Annotated in this window: 22 protein-coding genes; 9 read left to right on the top strand and 13 right to left on the bottom strand. The window is 57.5% G+C overall.

Annotated elements, in window-relative coordinates:
* Nucleotides 1-4: 4 nt before the first annotated feature.
* From PMX60_RS02780 to PMX60_RS02810, 7 genes are all read right to left on the bottom strand, one after another.
* Entirely contained in the window at nucleotides 5-1927 is a 1923-nt protein-coding gene (locus PMX60_RS02780) for a type IV secretory system conjugative DNA transfer family protein (protein WP_271746804.1), read from the bottom strand.
* Nucleotides 1924-2268: a plasmid mobilization protein gene (locus tag PMX60_RS02785; protein WP_271746806.1), complete on the bottom strand. Its 345-nt coding sequence runs from the start codon at nucleotides 2266-2268 to the stop codon at nucleotides 1924-1926. The genes PMX60_RS02780 and PMX60_RS02785 overlap by 4 nt, the downstream gene beginning before the upstream one ends.
* Before the next feature lie 3 nt (nucleotides 2269-2271).
* Nucleotides 2272-3168, bottom strand: a complete 897-nt coding sequence (locus tag PMX60_RS02790) for a DnaB-like helicase C-terminal domain-containing protein (RefSeq protein WP_006235187.1) — start codon at nucleotides 3166-3168, stop codon at nucleotides 2272-2274.
* Nucleotides 3168-3410 (bottom strand): hypothetical protein, encoded by a 243-nt coding sequence (locus tag PMX60_RS02795; protein WP_006235186.1) that lies wholly within the window; start codon nucleotides 3408-3410, stop codon nucleotides 3168-3170. The genes PMX60_RS02790 and PMX60_RS02795 overlap by 1 nt, the downstream gene beginning before the upstream one ends.
* Nucleotides 3411-3502: 92 nt before the next feature.
* Nucleotides 3503-4189: a hypothetical protein gene (locus PMX60_RS02800; RefSeq protein ID WP_271746807.1), complete on the bottom strand. Its 687-nt coding sequence runs from the start codon at nucleotides 4187-4189 to the stop codon at nucleotides 3503-3505.
* 64 nt (nucleotides 4190-4253) lie between these two features.
* Nucleotides 4254-5561, bottom strand: coding sequence for a tyrosine-type recombinase/integrase (locus PMX60_RS02805; protein WP_271746808.1), 1308 nt, complete (start codon nucleotides 5559-5561; stop codon nucleotides 4254-4256).
* 726 nt (nucleotides 5562-6287) lie between these two features.
* On the bottom strand, nucleotides 6288-6536 hold the full coding sequence (locus tag PMX60_RS02810) for a helix-turn-helix domain-containing protein (protein ID WP_196026267.1): 249 nt from the start codon (nucleotides 6534-6536) through the stop codon (nucleotides 6288-6290).
* Nucleotides 6537-6660: 124 nt separating this feature from the next.
* On the opposite strand from PMX60_RS02810, the gene PMX60_RS02815 reads away from it, so the two are divergent.
* From PMX60_RS02815 to PMX60_RS02830, 4 genes are all read left to right on the top strand, one after another.
* Nucleotides 6661-10017, top strand: coding sequence for a hypothetical protein (locus PMX60_RS02815; protein ID WP_271746809.1), 3357 nt, complete (start codon nucleotides 6661-6663; stop codon nucleotides 10015-10017).
* A gap of 47 nt (nucleotides 10018-10064) precedes the next feature.
* A complete protein-coding gene (locus tag PMX60_RS02820; RefSeq protein WP_271746810.1) occupies nucleotides 10065-10736 on the top strand; it encodes a hypothetical protein in 672 nt (223 codons plus the stop codon).
* 685 nt (nucleotides 10737-11421) lie between these two features.
* Complete coding sequence (locus tag PMX60_RS02825) at nucleotides 11422-12006, top strand: plasmid mobilization protein (protein WP_271746811.1); 585 nt, start codon at nucleotides 11422-11424, stop codon at nucleotides 12004-12006.
* Nucleotides 11993-13192, top strand: a complete 1200-nt coding sequence (locus tag PMX60_RS02830; protein ID WP_271746812.1) for a relaxase/mobilization nuclease domain-containing protein — start codon at nucleotides 11993-11995, stop codon at nucleotides 13190-13192. The genes PMX60_RS02825 and PMX60_RS02830 overlap by 14 nt, the downstream gene beginning before the upstream one ends.
* 224 nt (nucleotides 13193-13416) lie before the next feature.
* Here PMX60_RS02830 and PMX60_RS02835 read toward each other — a convergent pair whose 3' ends face one another.
* Nucleotides 13417-13863: a hypothetical protein gene (locus PMX60_RS02835; RefSeq protein WP_271746813.1), complete on the bottom strand. Its 447-nt coding sequence runs from the start codon at nucleotides 13861-13863 to the stop codon at nucleotides 13417-13419.
* A 244-nt stretch (nucleotides 13864-14107) separates the two neighbouring features.
* Between PMX60_RS02835 and PMX60_RS02840 the strand changes: the two genes are divergently transcribed.
* The 4 genes from PMX60_RS02840 (at nucleotide 14108) to PMX60_RS02855 (ending at nucleotide 16594) form a co-directional block, all read left to right on the top strand.
* A complete protein-coding gene (locus PMX60_RS02840) occupies nucleotides 14108-14233 on the top strand; it encodes a hypothetical protein (protein ID WP_255413117.1) in 126 nt (41 codons plus the stop codon).
* A gap of 263 nt (nucleotides 14234-14496) precedes the next feature.
* A complete protein-coding gene (locus PMX60_RS02845) occupies nucleotides 14497-15135 on the top strand; it encodes a hypothetical protein (protein WP_271746814.1) in 639 nt (212 codons plus the stop codon).
* Nucleotides 15132-15857: a metallophosphoesterase gene (locus PMX60_RS02850; RefSeq protein ID WP_271746815.1), complete on the top strand. Its 726-nt coding sequence runs from the start codon at nucleotides 15132-15134 to the stop codon at nucleotides 15855-15857. Before PMX60_RS02845 ends, PMX60_RS02850 begins: the two co-directional genes overlap by 4 nt.
* Complete coding sequence (locus PMX60_RS02855) at nucleotides 15857-16594, top strand: metallophosphoesterase family protein (protein ID WP_271746816.1); 738 nt, start codon at nucleotides 15857-15859, stop codon at nucleotides 16592-16594. The genes PMX60_RS02850 and PMX60_RS02855 overlap by 1 nt, the downstream gene beginning before the upstream one ends.
* Before the next feature lie 42 nt (nucleotides 16595-16636).
* Here the strand turns inward: PMX60_RS02855 and PMX60_RS02860 are convergent, their stop codons facing one another.
* Nucleotides 16637-17203 carry a hypothetical protein gene (locus tag PMX60_RS02860; protein ID WP_271746817.1) on the bottom strand — a complete coding sequence of 189 codons (567 nt, stop codon included), beginning with the start codon at nucleotides 17201-17203 and terminating at the stop codon, nucleotides 16637-16639.
* A gap of 198 nt (nucleotides 17204-17401) precedes the next feature.
* On the opposite strand from PMX60_RS02860, the gene PMX60_RS02865 reads away from it, so the two are divergent.
* Nucleotides 17402-17614 (top strand): hypothetical protein, encoded by a 213-nt coding sequence (locus PMX60_RS02865; protein WP_271746818.1) that lies wholly within the window; start codon nucleotides 17402-17404, stop codon nucleotides 17612-17614.
* Nucleotides 17615-17663: 49 nt separating this feature from the next.
* Here the strand turns inward: PMX60_RS02865 and PMX60_RS02870 are convergent, their stop codons facing one another.
* The 4 genes from PMX60_RS02870 to PMX60_RS10265 all read right to left on the bottom strand — a co-directional run bounded on the left by PMX60_RS02870 (nucleotide 17664) and on the right by PMX60_RS10265 (nucleotide 20730).
* Nucleotides 17664-18050 carry a hypothetical protein gene (locus PMX60_RS02870; protein WP_271728886.1) on the bottom strand — a complete coding sequence of 129 codons (387 nt, stop codon included), beginning with the start codon at nucleotides 18048-18050 and terminating at the stop codon, nucleotides 17664-17666.
* Between the two features lie 9 nt (nucleotides 18051-18059).
* Nucleotides 18060-18305, bottom strand: a complete 246-nt coding sequence (locus PMX60_RS02875; RefSeq protein ID WP_196026276.1) for a hypothetical protein — start codon at nucleotides 18303-18305, stop codon at nucleotides 18060-18062.
* Between the two features lie 218 nt (nucleotides 18306-18523).
* On the bottom strand, nucleotides 18524-19771 hold the full coding sequence (locus PMX60_RS02880; RefSeq protein ID WP_271746118.1) for a site-specific integrase: 1248 nt from the start codon (nucleotides 19769-19771) through the stop codon (nucleotides 18524-18526).
* Between the two features lie 326 nt (nucleotides 19772-20097).
* Nucleotides 20098-20730, bottom strand: a complete 633-nt coding sequence (locus PMX60_RS10265) for an iron-containing alcohol dehydrogenase (protein ID WP_334203756.1) — start codon at nucleotides 20728-20730, stop codon at nucleotides 20098-20100.
* Nucleotides 20731-20776: the final 46 nt, after the last annotated feature.

Consider the following 20776-nt stretch of genomic DNA (forward strand, 5'->3'; position numbering starts at 1 on the left):
CCTCCTAATCGAGCGAGAGCCCACTGAACTTGCCGTCGCCCGCGTCCCCGGTCCCCTTCTCGAGATCGGGCCATTCGGGGCACCAGGTGGGGGCCTCCTCGCGCATCTTCTCGGTGGCGGAGGCATCGAGCCGCCGCTGGTACGTGCGACGCCTCTCCGCCTCGTGCTCGGGGGTCCCGAGGTCGAAGTGCTCCCTTGTGGGCGTGTTGGTGCAGTCGGTGACGGGGGAGCGGAAGACGCCGGCTCGACATGCGGGCATACCGTTGTCCGCGTGCTTCACGACGATGATCCCGTCCCGGTCCGGGGCCATGTCGCGCCACTCCCAGGGGTGTATCACGTCGTCTGCGCTCTCGCTGTAGGACGTCGAGGAGGACGTGCCTGACGCGGCCCTGCCGCTGCTCGTGCCCTGCGCGTGGCGCGTGGTCTTGCCGATGAGCTCGGTGAAGTACCGGCGATCCTCTTCCTCTGCGAGCTTCATGGCGATCTTCACACCGCAGTTCGCGAGGATCTTCCTGCGGCCGTCTCTCTCGCCATACTTATTGAGCTGGGATACGCCCTGTGTCGCGCCGACCCAGAACGCGCCGTAGCTGCGCGCCAGACTGAGGAGGGCGGGCAGGCACTCGACGCGGGGGAGGTTGCCCCACTCGTCGCCGAGTATCTGCACGGGGCGGGGGAGCCTGCCGCCGTTCACGTCCGCGACCGCCTGGACCGAAGCCCAGAGCTGCGAGAGGAATATCGCCGCGATGCAGTTGTAGGGTGAGCCCTCGTCGAGCACGTGGAGGAAGACGGCGCTCTTCTCCGTGAGTACCGTGTGCGGGTCGATGTCGGAGCCGGAGGTCATCCAGGCGACCGGGGCGGAGGAGAACGGGCGCAGGGCGACCTTGAGCGTCGAGAGTATGCTCCTGAGCTCGTTGCCGCCGGAGGATATGAACTGGGACGCCCTTCCCTTGGCGGGGTGTCCGCTCGGCAGAGCGCGGAAGACGGCTTTCAGGGGCTCGGACGGGTCGTCGCCCTCTGCCTCGGTACCGCGGTCCAGGACCTCGCAGACGGTCGCGAGGTGCTTTGATTCCTCGGGACACTCGTCGGACATGGAGACCAGCAGGACCAGGGCCGAGAGCAGGCCCCTGGCCGATGCCGTCCAGTGCGAACCCTTGCCCCTCTCGTCGTCCTGCACCACGAGTTCCGCGATGGCGTCCGCTGCCTGCTCAGCCTCCTGGTCGCGCTCCTCGGCATGGAGGTCGAGCACCTGCTTGAGCGGGTTGAACCTCTGTCCCCTATAGGGGTGCTGCGTGTCGAGCAGCAGGACGCGGTAGCCGCGACGGGCAAGCTCGTCGCCCGTGAGCTCTATGAGCTCGTTCTTCACGTCGGAGACGACGAGGGTCGCGGGCTCGGAGCCGTTGGAGGCGTCGCCGTAGCTGAGCAGGTCGATTGAGGGGAGGTAGAGGAAGCGTGACTTACCTGACCCAGTGGCCCCTGATACGAAAATCATCTTCTTCGGCTCGTAGAGATAGCAGGGTTTGCCGCGATATTTGGTGAAACCGTAGACGAACCCGCGCGACGATGGAATCGCCGAGCCGTCCCAGGTCATGGACCCCTTTACGACCTCGCGACCCGTCTTGACGTGGGCGTCGCCGAGCACGCCGCCGTCCTCGGCCCTCGCGTTGAGGGCGGTCGAGTAGGCGATGAGAGCGCAGATGCAAAAGGCGAGGAGGAAGGTCAGCAGGGTTCCGAGCGGGCAAGCGGTGAACGCACCCGTGAGCCACCAGCCGAGGACGGTATCCACGCCGAACGACGACGGAATCGCAGCCGCGCCTAACGGTGTCCCGGCGATGAAGCCGTCGACGGGGACGGCGAGGACGGGGCATGCGAGGATCGCCAGGAGAAGGGATGAAATGAGTGCTGTGGGCACCTTGGTTTTCATGATCATTCTCGATTCTTGGAGATGAGGTTCGATAGCTGCGAGGCCGTGCTCGATACCAGACGGACGGCCTCCGCGAGCTGTTGGGCCGTCTGCGTATCCACGCCATAGGCGTTTGCGGTGAAGACGGCCTGGTTGAGGTTTCCGCCCTGCTTCTTCATCTGATGAAGAAGCTGCCGCAGCGTCGCCTCGTCGGCGATCCTAACGGGCTTCTCACCGATGAGGAGGGCGGCTTCGCGCATGAACGTCGATGGGGCCATACCAAAAGAGGAGGAGCGCACCGTGATGGCGGCACGCTCCTCCTCGGTCATGCGGACGTTTATATGCGCGGTCTTGGCTTTGCCACGCATGGGCTAGCCCCTGTCGTGGAAGGTGGCGCGCGCACCGTCGAAGTCGAGTCGGGACTCGCCCAGCGTGCCGTAGCGGTTCTTGAGGGCGACGAGCTTGAGGGGCGTGCCGGTTGCGGGAGACTCGTAGGGCCACTCAGGCTTGTCATTGTCATCGGCGAGGTAGAGCACCGAGTCAAAGCCGTACTCGACAGCGGAGGAACCACCGAACATGGCGAGGTTGGGCCTGGCCGACTTCCCGGAATCGTAGGACTTGCGAGTGGTCGAGCTCAGTGCGATGACGGGAGAGCCATAGAGGTTCGAGATTTCGCGGAGGCCCTTCACGCATGCTGTGATGGCCAATCGCTCGTCGATGAACTGCTGGTCCGCCGTGACGCCGCAGGCGAGGAGCTGGAGGTAGTCAATGAAGACGATGGGGACCTCGCCGCGCTCGCGTGTTACCAGCCCGACGAGGTTGGAGAGCTCCACGGTGTTGAGCGGGCCGGTGATGCAGAGATTGGGGGCGATTTGGGTGCGATATTTGTCGAGTGCAGCCTCGAAAGTCGTGTGCTTAGGGTGATTCTGGGTCGCGCAGCTGGAGACCTCGGACAACGCGACTTTGCCGTCGCTGAGACGCGCCAGACTCTTCTCGATCAGCTTGTGCGCGGGAAGCTCGGCGGAAACGTAGATTACCGGGTGCCCGTCTGCCGCGAGCTTGTCGGCCTCCTGGAGCGCCAGTGTCGTCTTGCCCTTGCCCGGGGCGGTCCCGATTGCGTAGTTGAGCCCGGGGTAGACACCGCCGAGGATGCTGTTGAGTGCGTCGAGCCCGAAGGAGGCGATGGGCTTGTCTTCCTGAAGGGCGTGGACGTGCTCGTCGAGCACATCAAGCTCGAAGACGAGGGGATTGACGTTCGGGCGCTGCATTACTCGCTCGCCCCCTCTGCCAGCTTGTGGAAGTAGTCGAACAGGTCCTCTTCCATGACGAAGTACTGGTTGGCGATGCTAAAGCAGTGGTGGGTGGACTTCATGAGCTTGATGGCGCTGGATTGTCCGATGCCGGTGAGGATCTGAACGTCCAGGCGGCTCATGATACGCTTGGTGCCGACATGGCGCAGGTTGATGCCTGCGGAGATGGCGTCGGTCTTGGGGTCATCTGCAAGATGCATGATAAACTCCTTTAGTAGGGCGCTCGGCTCCTCTTCGATGTTTGGCGACAGTGAGAGGAGTCGGGTGCTTGTTTGTAAAATGGTTTTATCGACTAATTAGCCCCTTTCTTCTCGTATTCGTCGATAAGGTGCAGAAGGCTGATTCGAGCTTCTGCGGGCTCGCTGTATCCCTTGCGGGATGATCTGCCGATGTTGGCGAAATCGAGCAGAGCACGGTAAGTGCAGGAATAGCCCTTGATGTGCTCCCATGCGTTGAGAATGTATGAGACCAAAGGTGTAACGGCGAGCAACGCTGTAGGGTCTTGCAGGGTAGTTTCGAGTTCACGGCCGGTCTTAGCCTGGATACGTGCGTCGAGGTTGCACTCGGGCATCTTTGCAGCCTCTTCCATAATGAGGCAAATGCTGTCCCAGTTAGTGCGGAGATGATGAACGCGCTCGCTCGTGGTGTCGATGCAGATCCTTGCTTCATGACAGTAGTCAAAAAAGCCTTTGATGACGTCGCGGCAATCATTTTCTGGCTGGATTGCGCTCCAGTCCTCGAACATGCCCTCGAAGGCGTCGAGACAGCTCCCATCCTCAGCATAGATGAGCTGCGCGGCCCACCTGCCTAGATCCGAGCTCGTCAGCTGCTCTATGGGAAGCCTCGCTAGGAGCGCGGACGGGGTGAGACCCCTTGCCGCGGCGAGGTCAGCGCTGGAGCGCTTGAAGAGTACCTGCTCATCCTTTGAGTTGAATAGGATTGTCGAACGCAGCTTGCTGCTCGCAGTGGTAAGTGCCATTGATAACCTCCTCTCTGTTTGGCCTTATTTGTAGTATACATCTGGTGACACAACTATGAGAGTATTAATTTTCATTACCTTCAGATAATTTTTCGAAGACTTCGGCAGCGTTGCGGTCGTTGGCTCTGATTGCGTGGGTGTAGAAATTGGCCGTCGTACTCGCTGATGCGTGTCCCATCCGCGCCTGAACGGTCTTCAAATCGACGTTGTTTGCGACGAGCGCCGTCGCTGCCGTGTGTCTCAGTCCGTGGGGGACGAGACCCGAGTATCCGGTGCCGCGTGTGTGCAGCTTGCCGTTGCGCTCGAACTGGCTTGTCACGTTGGCGTACTCGCCATAGCCGTTGTCGACGCAGAAGTCCCTGAACCAGCGTGAATAGTTGTGTCCATCGGGTCGGGTGATACTGACGTGAAGGTTGCCGTTTTCGTCCTTATGCGGGCTGAGGGCGTGAACGATGGGGTCAGAGTTTCTCTGTCTTAGCCCGCGTTGCTCGAATAGGTTGCGTTGCCGCATCTTCCAGTCGTTTAGATACGCGGCTAGCGAAGAGTCTATAGACAGGATCCGCCTGCTCATTTCCGATTTGGGTGCCCTGAGCGTTTTGTCATTGGTGTACTGGTGGACGATTCTGATTTCCATCGCCTCGGGGTCGTAGTCTTCCCAACAGAGCCCCAGGGCCTCGCCTTTTCTGAGTCCTAGGTGGAATATGAGCATGGTGCAGACGGTCATCGGCCCCATGGGTTCGGATAGCAGGCATTTGGTGAATCGGGGCAGTTCGTCGGGTGGGAGGAAGTTGCGCACTCTAAGGTCTGGCTTTGGGAGTTTGACGCTGATGCATGGGTTGCGCTCGATTAGCTCATTCTCCAGTGCGTCCTGCATGACCTGTTTGAGCTTGACGTGGATGCGACGAATCTCGGCCTCTGTGAATCTTCCGGTTGAGATTGCTTCGGCATACGCCCGTTTGATCTCGTCGGGCCTCAGCGCACCGAGGGGCATGTCGCCGAACAGCTCGCGTATATGGCGCACGTCATATTCCTCTCTTTGGAAAGAAAGAGGGGAGCCGAAGGAGCTTTCTCGGAGCCGATGGAAATCCTCGGCGTATCCGGAAACAGTGGTCGGCATGTCGCCAGCCGGTTCATAGGTCTCCAGCTCCTTCCGGTAGGCATCGAGCGCATTCGCAACCTCACCGGGCCAGTTCTTCGGGTTTTTGCCCTTGCAATGGATGGTTCTCTTGGGTGTCTTTAGGTATCTGACTCGTTTCCCGTTCTTGCCGGATTCGGGGTCGCGACCGAGGGAGAAGTAGATGCGGAAGGAACCGGGTTTTCCCTTGATCGGTTCGGAAGTGCCTTTGGCTGTGGGTTTGATTCTGGTTTCCATGGGTCTCCAGGGATGGTGCGTTGGGTTAGCCTCGGGGGCGGGGCTTTGAGGGCCTCGCCCCCGAGGCTAACCCAAAAATTTCACCCCTGCAAGTCAAAATGAAGGGGTAAAGGGGTGTAAAAAGGGTGAAATAGAAAACTAATCAAGAAGAGCAAAAACGGCAGAATAGCTAAATTACCTGCGGAAACAGAGATATTGATGAAAATGAAAAACCACAGGTAGGGTAATAGCTCATGACCTCCTAAAGCGGGTGTCGACGGTTCGAATCCGCCCGGGGGCACCAGGAAAATCGCAGGTCAGGAGTTATTTTTGCTTCTGACCTGTTCTGGTTTTGGGACTAAGAACCGCTTTCGTTTGTAAATCTGGTAAGTAAATATTATGACTTCCCGAGTTTTCCACTGAAAACAGGAAATCACCATTTTGGGGATAAAAGTTTTCAACAGCTGTTAGTCGGTTCCATTTTGGTGATGTGCTTCCCTCTTTTGGGTAAATAATTTCACCATTTTGATGATTCGGTAGCTTTGAATTATTTGATAAAAAGCCTGCTCAGAAGCTTGTGTAATACCCAGTTTGGTGAAACCAATTGATAGAGAAATAGTTTATAAAGAAATAGGGACGGCGATGCCGTCCCCTTCGCTCGCAGAGCTCGCTGCGCGGTCACGTGCCGTGACCTTGCCGCCGGCTACGCCGTCGATTGATACGCTCACTGCGTTCGCTGATGATGGACTAATCCTTTTTATCAGTGACACCAGTCATAAGTGCAGCAATTGATATGTTGAATCCATTGGCAATTTTAGAGAGGTTAGAAAGACTGACATTTCTTCGCCCGACCTCTATCGAGGCGTAGTAAGACCTGTCCATGTCAATGCGGTTCGCAAATTGCTCTTGTGAGTAACCAGACTCTGATCTGAGTTCTTTGCAGCGTAGACCAAAGGATTGTTGTAGCGGCGAGATATCCATGACAAAAAGAGTCATGGATTGTTGTATTTATGCCAACGGACTATATACAACAATCCCAGTTAAGGCGCATAATTATCTCTATTGGAAAGCACTCTGATGCCCAGTCGGATAGGGCACGGAAAAGGAATGGAACAGCACAATGACTCAGGGAAAGCATTTCGCTGCCGGTGGCGATCACTTCGCCGCACTGCCAAACAAAAAGATTCACACTTCGAAGGGGATCGCGCGTCTGACCGTCACCGCGGCGACCATGGTCGCCATGACCGGATCGAGCCTCATCTCACCGTTCGCGGCATTCGCCCAGACCGGTGACGGGGACACGCAGCACCCCGCCGTGATGTCGCCGATCGCCGCCCACGCCGGCGCGGCATCCGGTACCGGCGCAAAATCCGCCGCACAGACCATCGCGGACCTGCAGAAGGCAGTCGACGAGGCGAAGGCGAAGGAGGACGCCGCCAAGGCATCCTACGATGAGGCTGCCGGTCCCTACAACGAGGCGGCTTCCGCCCGCGACCAGGCCAAGGCATCCTACGATTCGGCAGTCAGCGCCGGCGCGGCAGCCGACCGTGCGGCGATGGACGAGTACGCCCGTCAGGTCGCGGAGGGCAAGGACGCCGCCGATGCCGCCGGCAAGGACCTCGAGCAGGCGAAGGCGGGTCTCGCAGGCGCCAAGGCGGATGCATCCGAGAAGGACGAGGCGTACCAGTCCGCCATCAAGGCGGCCCAGTCTGCAAAGGACGCCCTCGATAAAGCCAAGGCCGATGCCGTAAGCGCCACCCCGGAGGCAATCAGTGCCGCCGAGCAGGCCGTGCGCGACGCCCAGGCTGCCATGGACAGGGCACAGGCCAATCTCGCCAACGCCAACGCGACGCTTGCCGATGCCCAGTCCAAGCTGGTTGCGGCCCAGTCTGCAAAGGATTCCGCCGATTTCGTCCTCGCTGCAGCCAAGCAGAACAAGGACGCGGCGGATGCGAAGGCCGCAGCCGCCAGCGCCGCCTACGAGAAGGCGAAAGCCGACCTCGCCGCAGCGGAGGCAGGCGCCAGCGGCCCGGAGTACGATGCGGCAAAACAGAAGGTCGCGGACGCAGAGGCAGCCCTCGCTGTCGCACGAGCGGTGCAGTCCCAGTGCGAGTCCGAGCTCGAGCAGGCGCAGTCCGCTGCAGCAACGGCACAGACCGAGCTGAATGATGCCCAGGCGTCCCTCTCCGTAAAGCAGCAGGCCGCGGCCGATGCCGAATCCGGCGTGACCGCCGCCCAGTCCGCACTCGATGCCGCGAACGCCGACCTCGATGCGGCCAAGCAGGCGAATGCCGACGCCGTCGCCAAGCTGGATGCAGCGAAGCAGGCTGTCAAGGACGCCGAGTCCGCCAAGGCAGCCGCCGACGTAGAGCTCGCGAACGCCAAGGCCGCAAAGGATACCGCAGACGCCTCCGTGACCGCCGCGCAGCAGAAGGTCGACGAGGCACAGGCGAAACTCGATTCCGCCGACGCGCAACTCAAGCAGGGAGCCATCGGCTTCTTCCGTGCCATGGGTGCCGATGACGCAGTCAACATCATCCTGAACGCCAAATATGCCGGAAAGACCGAAGTCGGCAACTCCAAGGACGCCACGTCCCTTGATAACATGCTCAATGCGATCAGGTGGATGAAGTCCGTCAACGACTACCGCAAGTCGGTCGGCCTGTCCGAGCTCCAGGTCACCTACAAGCTCATCGCCGGAGCCATTGCGGATGCCAACTACAGTGACACTGTGCTCGATCATGCCCGTCAATATGATTTTGCCGAAAACCTGGCATGGAATTACGGAATCGATCCGAGTGGGCAGTGGATCGAGCAGGAGAAGGGCTTTTTCGACAAGGCAACGGAGGCCCTTTATGGAGTCACCGGTCTTGTCGGCAAGGATGCCTATGATTTCTATGCAAAGAACGGTGTCGCAATCAACCATTGGATTGCAGACAACTGCCACTGGGAGAACGGCAGTAGCGGCACCGTCGGCCATTACATGAACATCATCAATCCCGAACTCGCCGTTATGGGAATGGCAACCTGCACCAAGGGCACCATGTCCGGGCTTCAGACGCAGTGCTACACCGCAGAGATCTCCGGCTGGTCCGGCTCCGGTTGGAACATGAATCCCATGTCCGTCGACGAGTACGAGCAGAAGCTGACCTCCTATATCAACGGCCTCAAGAACGCCAAGAGCGCACTCGACGCAGCCAAGGCCGATCTCGCATCCAAGCAGCAGGCAGCCGCCGGCGCCGCCACAACCGTCCAGCAGAAGCAGGTCGCGGTGGATTCCGCACAGGCAGGTGTCGATGCCGCGAAGCAGGGTGTTGCCGATGCCCAGCGTGCCGCCGATGCCGCAAAGGCTGATGTCGCCGCCAAGCAGCAGGGCGTCACGGATGCCCAGACCGAGCTTGATGCGGCGAAATCGGACCTCGATGCCGCCAACGCGGCAGTCGATACGGCAAAGTCGACCGTCCAGCAGAAGCAGGTCGCCTTTGATGCCGCCAAAGCAGCCGTAACGACCGTACAGACCAAGCTGGATTCCGCCAAGGCGGACACCGAGGCCAAGCAGCAGGACGTCATGGATGCGAACGCCGATCTCGCGAAGTTCTTCCAAGACGTCGCCGACGCCAAGAAGGCGCTCGATACAGCAAAGAGCGTCCATGACGCGGCGGCAGCCGATCAGGTCGAGAAGGCGACCGTCCTCGCCGCCGCCGAGCAAAAGGCGGACGCCACCGCACGCGCCCTCGCGGATGCCCAGCGTGCCGTCGATGCCGCAAAGACCGACGCCGGCGTTGCCGCCGACAGGCTCACCGGCTCCCAGACCGATCTTGTGGGCGCACAGTCGAACCTCGACATCCTCACCGGTCTTGCCGCGAAGCTCGCAGAGACACAGCAGCGCGAGCAGGATGCAGTAAAGGCCGTCAATGACACCAAGGCCGCGCTCGATGCCGCGAAGGCGGATGCCATCGCCGCCGAGTCCCTGGTCTCCGCCGCCGAGCAGGCAAAGGCGCAGGCAGACGCCAAGCTGTCGAAGCTGAACTCCATCGATGCCGGCGCGGCGATCGCTTCCGGCCATGATGTGAACGCGGATGACGCCCTCAACGCGCTTTTCGCCGCAGCAGTCGAGGCACGTGCCAAGGTCGCGCCCGCCAAGGCCATCCTGGACGAGAAGCAAGCCGCGGTGGACGGGCTCCAGCCCGGCTATGATGCGGCACTCGCCGCCTACGAGCAGGCGAAGTCCGACCGCATCGCAGCGGAGCAGAAGCTTTCCGATGAGATCGCACGACAGGAGGCAGAGGAGGCCGCAAAGCAGCAGGCGGCATACACCCCGAAACACCTCGCCGGCACGGATACCGCCCAGCCCGGCAGCCTCGCCCAGACCGGCGACCGCGCGGGACTCATCGGCGAGACGTTCGCCATCGGCGGTACCGTCCTCGTGGCGGCCGGCGTCTTCCTCGATCAAAAGAAGCGCCGCGAGCAGATGTAGAAGCGAGCCGGGCGTTGGATATCGGCTGGTGTCCAACGCCCGGTTTCATGGGCAGGGAGATCGGCGTGAGAACAAAGGCTATTATCGTTGCGCTTCTGGTGTGCCTTTCGGCACCTCAACTTGGATGTGCCGGCGTTGCAAAGCAAGGAAGCGGCTCTACGGAAAGGGCCGCCACAGCGGTAAAGAATAAAGACAAAAAGAAGCCGAGCGAAGAAAAGGCGGCGCAAACCTCTGGAGCCAAGTCCGAGGAGAAGAAAGAATCCGACGACAAGGACCAGAAGTCCGATGACTCCAAGAAAGAGGATAACAAGTCTTCCGACTCGTCGAAGTCTGACAGCAAGGGAAACTCCTCCGACTCGAAGCAGAATTCCGGCAATTCACAGGGTTCCGGCAGCAATAATTCCTCTTCCAACAGCGGTAGCCAGAAGAAATGGGTTGCCGAGCAGGGCCACTGGGAAACCGACTACAGCCAGGTCTGGGTACCGAACGTGGTATACACGCGTCATCCTCGTTTCTGGGTCAATCATGGTGGTACTATGGTAGGGCCCTTCGATTCATCCGATGCCGCCTACGCTTGGATTATTAACGATGGCGAAAACGGCGGTATCGGTGGATCCGTTGTAGATGATTCGTATACCACCTCTGAGGACCAGGGACATTATGAACAGAAGGCTACGGGGCAGCATTGGGTCGTCGATGTAGCCGGTCATTGGGAGTAATGGGCATCGTTCCTCTCCTCTTACATTCGGTAAATAAATATTTATTTGCGGGCGGCCGGTTTCGGCCGCCTTTTTTAGACGCCCAGTCTGGGAGCAAACGATAGGAAAGCAATCAAACGAGAGGCCGTTCCAAAAGAATCCGGCGGTGCAGGATGCTTCGGGCAAAACCGTTCGCAAATCGGTAAGGTCTTTCATCAACTTGCTCCAGCCCTCGCCCGGAGTCCGCTGCGCGGTAATGCAAAAACTCGGCATCCCTCGCATTCGCATTACCGCTCCGCTCTCGCTACAGCGAATTTCTAACACTCAGCATCCTTCGCGTTAAAAATTCGCTTCCGCTCACGGTCTCCGCTGACACTACGACACCGCGAAGCCTTTCGCTCGAAACGAGGCCTCTCATTTCGTGTCTACGCTACGCTCCGCCCAATCGCCGTTCCGGTGATTGCAAGATTGGTGTTGGGCTAGATAAATGGGGCCATACTCGCCCCCTTTATCTGCCAACACATCTTGTTTATCACCTCTCACGGCGATAAAGTTAGAAATGAAGTTCGCCTTCATTTCTAAGGGAAGCGACGGCGTCACTTCAAAAAAACGGCGCGACGTCAGTCGCTCCTAAAAAGGAAAGCAATCTCATATCGGTTTTTGAATCGGTGGCCTCACCGATTCGCTCTGCTTTCTTGGGGGGCATATGAGTTGCAAGCGTCCACACACCGTTAAGGCGACACTCACTTCTGAAGAATATGAAACGTTTTCCGCTTTGGCGGAAAAGGCAGGCATGACGAAAGCCGAACTCATTCGTTATAACTTGATCCATCGGAGTGAATCACTCGATAATCTAGTTTCCAAAAATGATGACGGTGGCCGCAGCAAAAAGCTGCAACCCGTTTCAGGTGATTCGGACGAAAAGCGCTCGAAGGTCATTTACGTTAAGGTCACCGATGGCGAGCACGAGGCGATCCGCAAACGGGCGGATATACTCGGTGCGACCGTCAGTGCGTATGCCCGCCGCGTGATGCTTGCCGGTAAAATCGAGAAGATCGATTTCGATAAAAGCCAAGTCGCGAAAATCTATCACGAGCTGTATCGCAAGGGAACGAACCTCAATCAGCTGATGTATTTTGTGAACGCCCAAGGGCTTCCCGCGTACAACGAGAAAGCTGTTTTTCGTACGCTTGAAAAGGTTTACCAGAACGCCCGCAAAGTCACTCTCTTCATAAGAGAGCTCGAGCGGCGCTATTTCACCGACGGCGGTGATCTCAATGACCGTTATTAAGCAGAAAGGTATTTCATCCGAACGCTACGCGAAGAACGTGCGCAAGTACATCAACGGAAAGCGTGCTTTGGCCCGCGGCGGCTGGAACCTCGCGAACGGAAAGTACTGGTTTTCCGAGATGACTATGACGCGGAAGATGTTTCATCACGACAGGTCCGCGCGTGCCGGCGCGAAGAACATAACGATGCTTCATCAGATTCTCGCGTTTCTGCCCGAGGAGTGCAGCTGCAACGGAGGCAAGATGACCCCAGATGCGTGTATGGCCTACGCGGAGCAATGGCTTGCGAAGCACTATCCGCATCAACAAGTGATTGTCGCGTTGCATGAGGAAAGTGATAAGGCGGGAAAACGCTACGCAGTGCACATGGCGATTAACCGTACCGATTTGTTAACCGGCAAACGTTGCGAGACGGGTGGGCGACGCGGAAAGTACGAACGCGCTGCGTGGGTCCGTGAAATGGACGAGGCTTGGAATCTTACTCAACTTGAAAAGGGAAAGAAAAATTCGAAGATTCGTGATCGCCAGCCGCGCGACACAGAAAAGGAGATTATCGGTCGCGGTGAGTACAGTTATAAAAACAATCTGCGCGAGCTAATCCATCTTGCAATCAATGAAGGTCACCCAAAGAATATGGAGCAGTTCAAAAAACTACTTGCCTCATGGGGCGTAGGCATTTTCATCAAGAACAATCGAGTCTATGCGACAGATCTCGATATCAAGGAGGCCGGCAATCCGAAGTGCACTTTCAATCTGACTCGACTCGACGGACGTTTCGCGGTCAAACAACTTGAAGCGGCGTTCGAAAAGAACATGTTGGAAGCCGAGCGAGCGTTGCCGTATGAGAAGCGCTGTGAGATTTACATTCAACGTCTTAAGAAGGCGTACTCGGCGTGGGTCGAACAAGCGAAAGCGAGCAAGGGCGTCGCCTACAATTCATTCCCCAAATTCATCGCACCGAAGTGCGATGAGGACCTGCTCGAAGATCCGGCGGTTCGCGATGAGCTTCTTGCGCGTCGCGGTTACGCAAGGGAGATTCGCAACCGCTATGCCGGCGCCGTTCCCGATGCCGGCGATGATCGCGTTCGCGCCGCAGGTCGAGCCCATGGTGGCAACGTTGACATCTCGCCGCAGGTCGATCGCGCGGTCGACCGAGGCGATTACGCTCGCGGAGACACGCCTCGCTAGTTTTGGAAAGCCTATCGTCGGTGCCCTAGCGCACTGCCATCCAGTGCCGATTCTGCCATACTCGCAATTCGGCGAGGATGAGGAGTATGAATTGATCGGGGCTTATAGGACAAAATGTGTGTCCTATAAGCCCCAAGGATGACGATTCCAATACGGACGACACCAAAACCGGCATCGACGGCTCCATGGACGATTCGGATTCCAAATAGGCCCCGTTAGTTGAGCTACTTCTTTGCCGGTGTCGTATACGAAACCGCTATACCCGCGGCAATTGCCATGAGGCAGCTTGCGACGAGTCCGTACTCATACTTCAAAACGTTTGTTGCGGTCAGGGCGATAATCAACACAGTCGCAATTTGCAGAATTATCATTATTACGAAGAGATTGATTCCTTGTTTGGCCGAAGTCGCTGAATGAGTCTGACTTCGTTGATTCAGGTTGTAGCTGACAACAAAAGCGACCAGTTCGCTTGATACGGGGCCGACTACATAGAAAAAGAGTGCGTCAATGAAGCCTATAGTGTTGTAAGTGTTGTAAGTTGTTTCGCCGGAAAAAACAGCGTATAAAGCATATCCAAATCTTGGCTGATTCACGTATGAGTAGGAGAAGACCAAGAGCGTCAATATTGCTACTACCAGAAGTGCATTCAGGACAAATCGTTTGCTTTTCATCGATCGCTCCTTCCGGGTGACTCTTATTTGTAATTCTACAGCAGCCATTTGTTTTTCAAAGAATTTGACTGTCCTAAATAACATGCACTTTCGCTGGAGGGTCGCTGTTTGGCGGCCCTCTTTTTTGCACAGGCGCGGTGGGATGGTAATATCGGGCGGGAGTCAGCCGCTCTGATAGAATCATCCTTGCTGTCGGCAGCCCTCGTGCCGGGCAGAGCCCTCCATTTGATGGGAGGTGATGCCCATGACCGATTTCACCGAGCTCGTGAAGCTCCTGACCGCTATGGTCTCGCTCCTCACGGCCCTTGTCGGCCTTTCCAAGGCACTCAAGCAGGGCTCGAAGCCCAAAAAGAAAGGCCACCGTCGCTAAGACGATGACCCAACTTCATTAAGCAACGGCTCTGCCCAGCTCTCTACAACTTGGGCTGCCGTCGGCACCATTTTACCCTCCTGACGAGGAATTCGTCCATATTTCAAAAATCAAATCCTGTTCGCGCGTGAGCGTAAACTTTTAGTTGGGCAAATCCGGCAGATTGGAGCTTGAAACATGAGGGATATGCACCTCATGTCGCTCATAAAACGTCTCCTGACCTCGAAGGAGAACGTTTTTTAGCGATAAAAGGAGACATAAATATGATCTGGTTTACCAGCGATACCCACTTCGGGCATGAGAACGTGCTGAAGTTCACCGACCGCCCGTGGGAGACGATTTGGCAGATGAACGACGCCATCGTCGACAACATCAACGGCAGGGTCGCCATGGACGACGAGCTCTACATCCTGGGGGATTTCTCATTCAAGATGACCGCCCAGGACGCCTACGGGCTGCGCAAGCGGATCGCCTGCAGGCGCATCCACCTAGTCCCGGGAAACCACGACAAGGACTGGACCCAGCCGGCGGTCGCGGGCGCCTTCACCGTGGAACCGCCGATCTGCGTGCTCAAGATCGACGGGCAGAAGATCGTCCTGAGTCATTACCCCATGGCCGACTGGCAGGGCATGAACCATGGATCGTGGCACCTCCACGGGCACATCCACAGCAGCGGCGGCGCGTACAACGAGTTCAACCGCAAGCAGGGCCTTCTGCGCTACGACGTCGGTTGCGATGCCAACGGGCACTCCCCGGTGAGCCTCGACGGGCTGAGGGAATGGTTCGCCGGAGTCGGCGAGCCGTGCGGCCGGGTGAAATGGCCCTGGTGGGTCAACGAGACCGGCGACAGGCAGGTCGAGCGCGAGCTGGCGGCGTACAGGAGGGAAGAGGCGATCCGATGACGGTCTATGTGACGGGCGACATCCACGGTGGGCTCGACATGCAAAAGCTCCGCGACTGGGAGCTTGGGGATAGCCTTGGCAGCGACGACTATCTGATCATCGCCGGCGACTTTGGCTTTCCGTGGGACTTCTCTGCCGAGGAATGCGCCGATATCGCTTGGCTGGAGTCGCGCCCCTACACGGTGCTGTTCGTCGACGGCAACCACGAGCGCTTCGATCACTGGGCGGAGCGCCCCGTGGAGATGTGGCATGGCGGGCTGACGCAGCGCCTGTCGGACACCTCGCCCATTCGGCGCCTGACGCGCGGCGAGGTCTTCGAGCTCGATGGATCGACGGTCTTCACCATGGGCGGTGCCACGAGCGTGGACAGGGAATACCGCGTGCCGTATTCCAGCTGGTGGCCTCAGGAGCTCCCGGACGAGCGCGATTTCGATACCGCGCGGACAAAGCTCGACGAGGTCGGCTGGAAGGTCGACTGCGTCATCACCCATACCTGCCCGACGCGCATGCTCTCGCCGACGCTCTACCCGGACCCGGGCTGGGAACGCCCCGATGTGGACCGGCTGACCGAATTCCTTGACGAGCTCGAGGACCGCCTGGACTACAAGCGCTGGTATTACGGCCATTTTCACCGAGACGGCAATCCGGACGAACGGCACACGGTGCTGTATGACCGGATCGTGAGGCTCGGGGACAAACTCCTGCCGTGGGGTGCGTACTGATGACGGTCTATGCGACAGGTGACGTGCACGGCAGGGCCGAGTACGGGTCCAGCCGGTTTGCCTTCACGAATTGGCCGCTGGGCCGGACCCTGACGCGCGATGACGTGGTGATCGTGGCCGGCGACTTCGGCTTTGTCTGGGATGGATCCAACGCCGAGAAATACTGGCTCGACTGGTTCGAGTCGAAGCCGTGGACCACGTGTTTCGTAGACGGCAACCATGAGAATCACCACGCCCTGGCTGGGCTGCCGGTGCGGGAGTGGAACGGCGGCCTCGTTCATGAGGCGCGACCGCACGTGCTGCACCTGATGCGCGGAGAGGTGTTCGATATCGACGGGCTCACAGTCCTTGCCATGGGCGGCGCCGCGAGCAACGACAGGCAGTATCGCAAGGAGGGGAGGAGCTGGTGGCCCGAGGAGATACCGAGCGTGGAAGAGATGGGGCACTGCCGCGCCTCGCTCGATCGCGTGGGCTGGAAGGTCGACTACGTTGTAACTCACGAGGCTCCTGCCGACCTGGCAGAGCAACTATGCCGGGAGCGCGAACGCGAGTATCTGGACGACCGGCTGCAACGATTCCTTGGCGAGCTCGACGGACGGCTCGGCTACCGAACCTGGTTCTTCGGGCATTACCACGGCGACGAATGGCGCGACGCCAAGCATCGCCTGATCTACCGAGACATCGTGCCGATCGAAGATGCTGCGCCCGGTTCTAGGAACCTTCTGGAAGCGCTCTAGAAGATTCCTAGAAATCAGCCGCCTGATAGGAGAAGCGCGGGGCTACTCGCCCTTCATCTGGGTCATGACCTCGACCTTGGCCTCGGCCACGGCCGCCCGCTGCTCGGAGGCGGCGAGACGGTCCTTGAGGGCGGCGATCTCGGCCATCAGGTCGCGCTGGGCCAGGAGTGTGTCGGCTTGGGCTTTCAGTGCAGTGTCACGCTCGCCGCGCAGCCGCTCGATCTCATCGACCATGGCCTCAGCCTCGGCATGGAGTTGGACAACCTGCCTGCCGAGGCCCTTAGCACGGGAGAGGTACCTGATGCTTGCGGCGTGGAGCTCGTTGTTCTCGAGTTCGAGGTTCGCGGTATCGAGTTCGAACTTCTCCTCTATAAAGGCAATCCGCTCATTGCAGTCGGCCTCAATCTTTTCATTCCGATCCGTCGCCTCGGCGAGCTTGCGGCTGAATTCATCCACCTGGGCCATGAGCAGTGCGTTCTCGGTCCTGAGGTCGGCGGTCTCGCGCAGCAGCTTCTCCCGCCACCTCGCCTCGATTCGCTCGGCGGCCTCATCGAGGACGGACTTCATGCCGTAACCGTAGATCTCCCTGATTTTTCTCTCGTCTGTCATCGTGCGACATTCCAATCAACAATTGGCATGGCTCCGCCACGCCGTACGGCTGGGAACAAATACGCGGCCGCTGTTGATTTGTAGTCGTCCTGCGATCGGTGAGTTCTAAAAAGGCGTCTCAAGTCATGCGTTCACGCAGGTTTTCGATTGGAGAAATACCGCACGTTTTCATGATATCACGTGCCTTAAAGACCATGAATGGACGGCCATATCGATTCGTTGAAAATGGCACCAACGACGTGTTGGTGGCGGGGGAGTGATGGCGTTAAAGATGTCGAGAATGATTATAGGATTGTTTTAGATGCGGGCATGAAAAAGGGTCGAATCGAAGTGTCTGGCCGGACGCCAATTGTCCGGGAACTGTTTCGATTCGACCGTGTTTCATTTTACATCCGCGGCATGCTCTTATAGATGCCCGGCGATTACCGACCTTCACGACCTCGATAGTCGGGCTATGGACTTAAGATTTCTTGGGCTCCCAGCCGTTTTCGATTGCGGCGGGGTAGACTGCGGCGTAATTAAGCATCCAGCTGCCATCGCCCGCTTTTTGAATAAACCCCTTATCCGTCAAAGAGGTATAGGCCCGGGAGATCGTATTCTTACTTAGGTGGTAGCGCTCCTCAATCCATTTGCTTTTTGCGTAAAAGCCCATGGCTCGTTTGTTTTTGGAAGGATTTCCAAGCTTCCATACTAGGCCGAGGATGAGGCGCTCGGCAGCGACAGTGGTGGCACAACACGCCCAGTCGGGCACCGAAATAAAATTCGCGTTATCCATTTTCCTTCTAATCTCTCGTTGCTCATTAACATCATCGCGATATTTGTCAGAAATTGACGGTAGCTCGCTCATGTTTACCGCCTAGTCAAGGTGGGCGGTACGACCTTCAAGCTGTTTGAAAAGTTCGTAGAATGAGCTTTCAAACATGTAATTAGAGCGATGGACCTGGATGAGCTTGCCGGACTCGCGCATGAATTTGCGTGCAGTGTTCTCGCTCCAGCCAGTGATTTCGCGGATATCGTTAACGCGGAGCAACCGATCGCACTGAGCGGCACCAGTAGGGAAAGTCGGTGTGGACGCCTGGGTGCTAATCTTTGGAGTAGCCATGATGAGCTATCCTTTCAATGAGGGCCCTCCCTGTGCTTGTAAGACGTACCAGGTTCATAAGCACTTGGGGGGCCGGTTTCGATGACTACATGCGTAGTCATCTGACAGCTTTAGCATGTATTAAAACTCATTAGATGTCAATCAAATAAAGCATCTACCTGCGGAAACGGTATTATAGTACCGTAATATTATGAAAAAAACGATGAATGAAAAACATGCTATTTCTCGCTTCTCTGTATATAGGCGTTGATGAAGTCTTCGTAGCCTTTAACTGCTTTTATTTCTGATTGTTGAACGAGGCTTGTATACGTTTTGAGCGTGATATTGGGGTCCGCGTGGCCAAGAATACCTTGCACGCTTCTAACGTCCGATCCGTTCGCCAGCATAAAAGTGCTTACACAATGCCTGAGCTGATGCGGGCAGATGCCCTTATATAGTTTTCCGCCAGTCGAATTGTTCGGCTCATAGATTCCAAGATTGCAGCTAACTGCGAAATCGCGAAACCAATGGTTGAAGATGTAGTTTTTCATGTGACAGACAGTAGGGACCCCTTGCTCGACAGCAATATCGCTAATGATGGGAGTGCTGCCAGTCTGGGACAGCCCCAGAGAGGCCAGGAGCTCTTTTTGTATGGCTGACCATGATTGAAGACGTTCGGCCAAGGTTTCTCCAACGGGGATTTTGCGTTGGCTTTCTTGTGACTTGGGTGCCCTCAGTTCATGATCGTTGGTGTACTGCCTGTCAATTTTCAAGGTTTTATTGGCAGGGTCCCAATCGCGCCATTCGAGGCCCAGCATCTCGCCTTTTCGCATACCCGTATACACTAGTACTAGCGTACCAACAGCTTCGGCGGTGAGCTCAATGTGTTGAAGATGTGTGCATAGGGTAGCTACTTGGTCGATTGTAAGTGATTCTCTTTTGTTGCGTGGTCTGCGAACATGAACGGTAGCGCAGGGGTTTCGGTCAATTATTCTCTTTGCGACTGCATTCGACAGAATCTGACGCAGTTTCGCATTGATTCGTACAAGCTCTGATGGTTTGTATTTTCCCGTACGACGAGCTTCGGCATATGTTTCTTCGATTAGATCGGGAGTTAGCCCCTCAATTGTCTGAAACGCACCGAATAGGTCTTCGATATGCCTGCAATCGTACGCTTCTCTTTCATAGCTCGTTGGCGCAAGCTCGGTGTCCCTATTTTCATGAAAGGCCCAGCAGTAGGACGCAAGCAAAGTGGGCTTTTTAGTTTTAGTGATCGTGCCAGAGGAGTTGATTTCAGCCAGCTTGGCCTGCATTGCAGCCTTAGCTTCTGTTTTAGTCTTGCAACGAACCGTATAAGTTGGGGATCGTTTGTAACGCCCTGTCTTAGGGTCCTTGACCCCAAGGGAAAAATAATAGCGATAGGTGTTAGGTGATCTCTTGTCTTTCCAACACGTGCCTCTTCCGCTAATGAGTGGCTGTTCTGACATCTTTGCACTCCGTTTCTTTGAATAGTTTTCAACAATTCAATGAGTGCAGTTTAGCTAAAGCTGTTAGTAATATGTTTGTAAAAGCGTAGGCGCAGCTACCGGATGCAGAAGACACAAACTGCTATGTTTATCTGCGGTTATATGATGGTCAATGATGCTTGATGAATGGTAGGGGGTAGCATTAAATCATATCTCCTAAAGCGGGTGTCGACGGTTCGAATCCGCCCGGGGGCACCAGGGAATATGACGGCGTCGCGGGAGCGGCGCCGTTTCTGGTTTGCGGGGGCCGCCGTGCTGCTCGCCCGTGGGGGATGGGCATCTGTTTCCTAGAGTGTGCTGCGGTAAATCTTTCTCGCGTCGTCCAGCGTGAGCTTCTTGAAGCTGCCGAAGAGCTCTCCGCGGTTGATCTTGAGGTCCGGAATCATCTTTTCGATATCGTCCTCGGTGACTCCGAACTCCGATAGCGTGCGCGGCATTCCCAGCGAGACGTTGAAATCCTGCAGCTCGTCGATGGTCGCTTCGACCGCGTACTCGATTGCCTGCTCGGGGGTTACCTCCACATCGAGCTCGTCCGCGTCCGAATCGACGGGTTCGACGCCAAAGGCCTGGGCGCTGAACTCCAGGAAGCGCTCGGGGTGCTCTCGCCATGCGTAGCGCAACCAGGCGGGGAAGATGACGGCGAGGCCGGCGTCGTGCGTGATCTTGGTGTCCAGTGCGGACAGCTCGTGCTCAAGGACGTGGCAGGTCCAATCGCCGTCGCGCAGGCCGAGGACACCCAGGCCGCAGCCGGCGAGGCCGTTATGGGCGAGCGTACCCACCCACATGATCTCGGCGCGGGCGTCGTAGTCATCTGGGTTCTCCATCACCTTGGACGCCGCCTCCATCGCAGCGCGCACTGGCCCGCAGGCGCTGTTGTCGGTTACGCCCACGGCGGGCTCGCCGGAGAAGAGTCGCTCCATGTATGGGCGATCATGTCGGTCACTCCCGCGGCGGTCTGGTAGGCGG

It is taken from the genome of Collinsella aerofaciens (assembly GCF_028206995.1).
In the GTDB taxonomy this organism is placed as follows: domain Bacteria; phylum Actinomycetota; class Coriobacteriia; order Coriobacteriales; family Coriobacteriaceae; genus Collinsella; species Collinsella aerofaciens_AQ.

What these genes read in the sequence shown, in the direction of transcription:
- PMX60_RS02855 (WP_271746816.1), top strand. Translation starts at nt 15,857, where the DNA reads ATGACGGTCTATGCGACAGGTGACGTGCACGGCAGGGCCGAGTACGGG.
- PMX60_RS02835 (WP_271746813.1), bottom strand. Translation starts at nt 13,863, where the DNA reads ATGAAAAGCAAACGATTTGTCCTGAATGCACTTCTGGTAGTAGCAATA.
- PMX60_RS02840 (WP_255413117.1), top strand. Translation starts at nt 14,108, where the DNA reads ATGACCGATTTCACCGAGCTCGTGAAGCTCCTGACCGCTATGGTCTCG.
- PMX60_RS02875 (WP_196026276.1), bottom strand. Translation starts at nt 18,305, where the DNA reads ATGGCTACTCCAAAGATTAGCACCCAGGCGTCCACACCGACTTTCCCT.
- PMX60_RS02825 (WP_271746811.1), top strand. Translation starts at nt 11,422, where the DNA reads ATGAGTTGCAAGCGTCCACACACCGTTAAGGCGACACTCACTTCTGAA.
- PMX60_RS02790 (WP_006235187.1), bottom strand. Translation starts at nt 3,168, where the DNA reads ATGCAGCGCCCGAACGTCAATCCCCTCGTCTTCGAGCTTGATGTGCTC.
- PMX60_RS02795 (WP_006235186.1), bottom strand. Translation starts at nt 3,410, where the DNA reads ATGCATCTTGCAGATGACCCCAAGACCGACGCCATCTCCGCAGGCATC.
- PMX60_RS02800 (WP_271746807.1), bottom strand. Translation starts at nt 4,189, where the DNA reads ATGGCACTTACCACTGCGAGCAGCAAGCTGCGTTCGACAATCCTATTC.
- PMX60_RS02785 (WP_271746806.1), bottom strand. Translation starts at nt 2,268, where the DNA reads ATGCGTGGCAAAGCCAAGACCGCGCATATAAACGTCCGCATGACCGAG.
- PMX60_RS02810 (WP_196026267.1), bottom strand. Translation starts at nt 6,536, where the DNA reads ATGACTCTTTTTGTCATGGATATCTCGCCGCTACAACAATCCTTTGGT.
- PMX60_RS02830 (WP_271746812.1), top strand. Translation starts at nt 11,993, where the DNA reads ATGACCGTTATTAAGCAGAAAGGTATTTCATCCGAACGCTACGCGAAG.
- PMX60_RS02870 (WP_271728886.1), bottom strand. Translation starts at nt 18,050, where the DNA reads ATGAGCGAGCTACCGTCAATTTCTGACAAATATCGCGATGATGTTAAT.
- PMX60_RS02880 (WP_271746118.1), bottom strand. Translation starts at nt 19,771, where the DNA reads ATGTCAGAACAGCCACTCATTAGCGGAAGAGGCACGTGTTGGAAAGAC.
- PMX60_RS02845 (WP_271746814.1), top strand. Translation starts at nt 14,497, where the DNA reads ATGATCTGGTTTACCAGCGATACCCACTTCGGGCATGAGAACGTGCTG.
- PMX60_RS02805 (WP_271746808.1), bottom strand. Translation starts at nt 5,561, where the DNA reads ATGGAAACCAGAATCAAACCCACAGCCAAAGGCACTTCCGAACCGATC.
- PMX60_RS02780 (WP_271746804.1), bottom strand. Translation starts at nt 1,927, where the DNA reads ATGATCATGAAAACCAAGGTGCCCACAGCACTCATTTCATCCCTTCTC.
- PMX60_RS10265 (WP_334203756.1), bottom strand. Translation starts at nt 20,730, where the DNA reads ATGGAGCGACTCTTCTCCGGCGAGCCCGCCGTGGGCGTAACCGACAAC.
- PMX60_RS02815 (WP_271746809.1), top strand. Translation starts at nt 6,661, where the DNA reads ATGACTCAGGGAAAGCATTTCGCTGCCGGTGGCGATCACTTCGCCGCA.
- PMX60_RS02860 (WP_271746817.1), bottom strand. Translation starts at nt 17,203, where the DNA reads ATGACAGACGAGAGAAAAATCAGGGAGATCTACGGTTACGGCATGAAG.
- PMX60_RS02850 (WP_271746815.1), top strand. Translation starts at nt 15,132, where the DNA reads ATGACGGTCTATGTGACGGGCGACATCCACGGTGGGCTCGACATGCAA.
- PMX60_RS02820 (WP_271746810.1), top strand. Translation starts at nt 10,065, where the DNA reads ATGGGCAGGGAGATCGGCGTGAGAACAAAGGCTATTATCGTTGCGCTT.
- PMX60_RS02865 (WP_271746818.1), top strand. Translation starts at nt 17,402, where the DNA reads ATGGACGGCCATATCGATTCGTTGAAAATGGCACCAACGACGTGTTGG.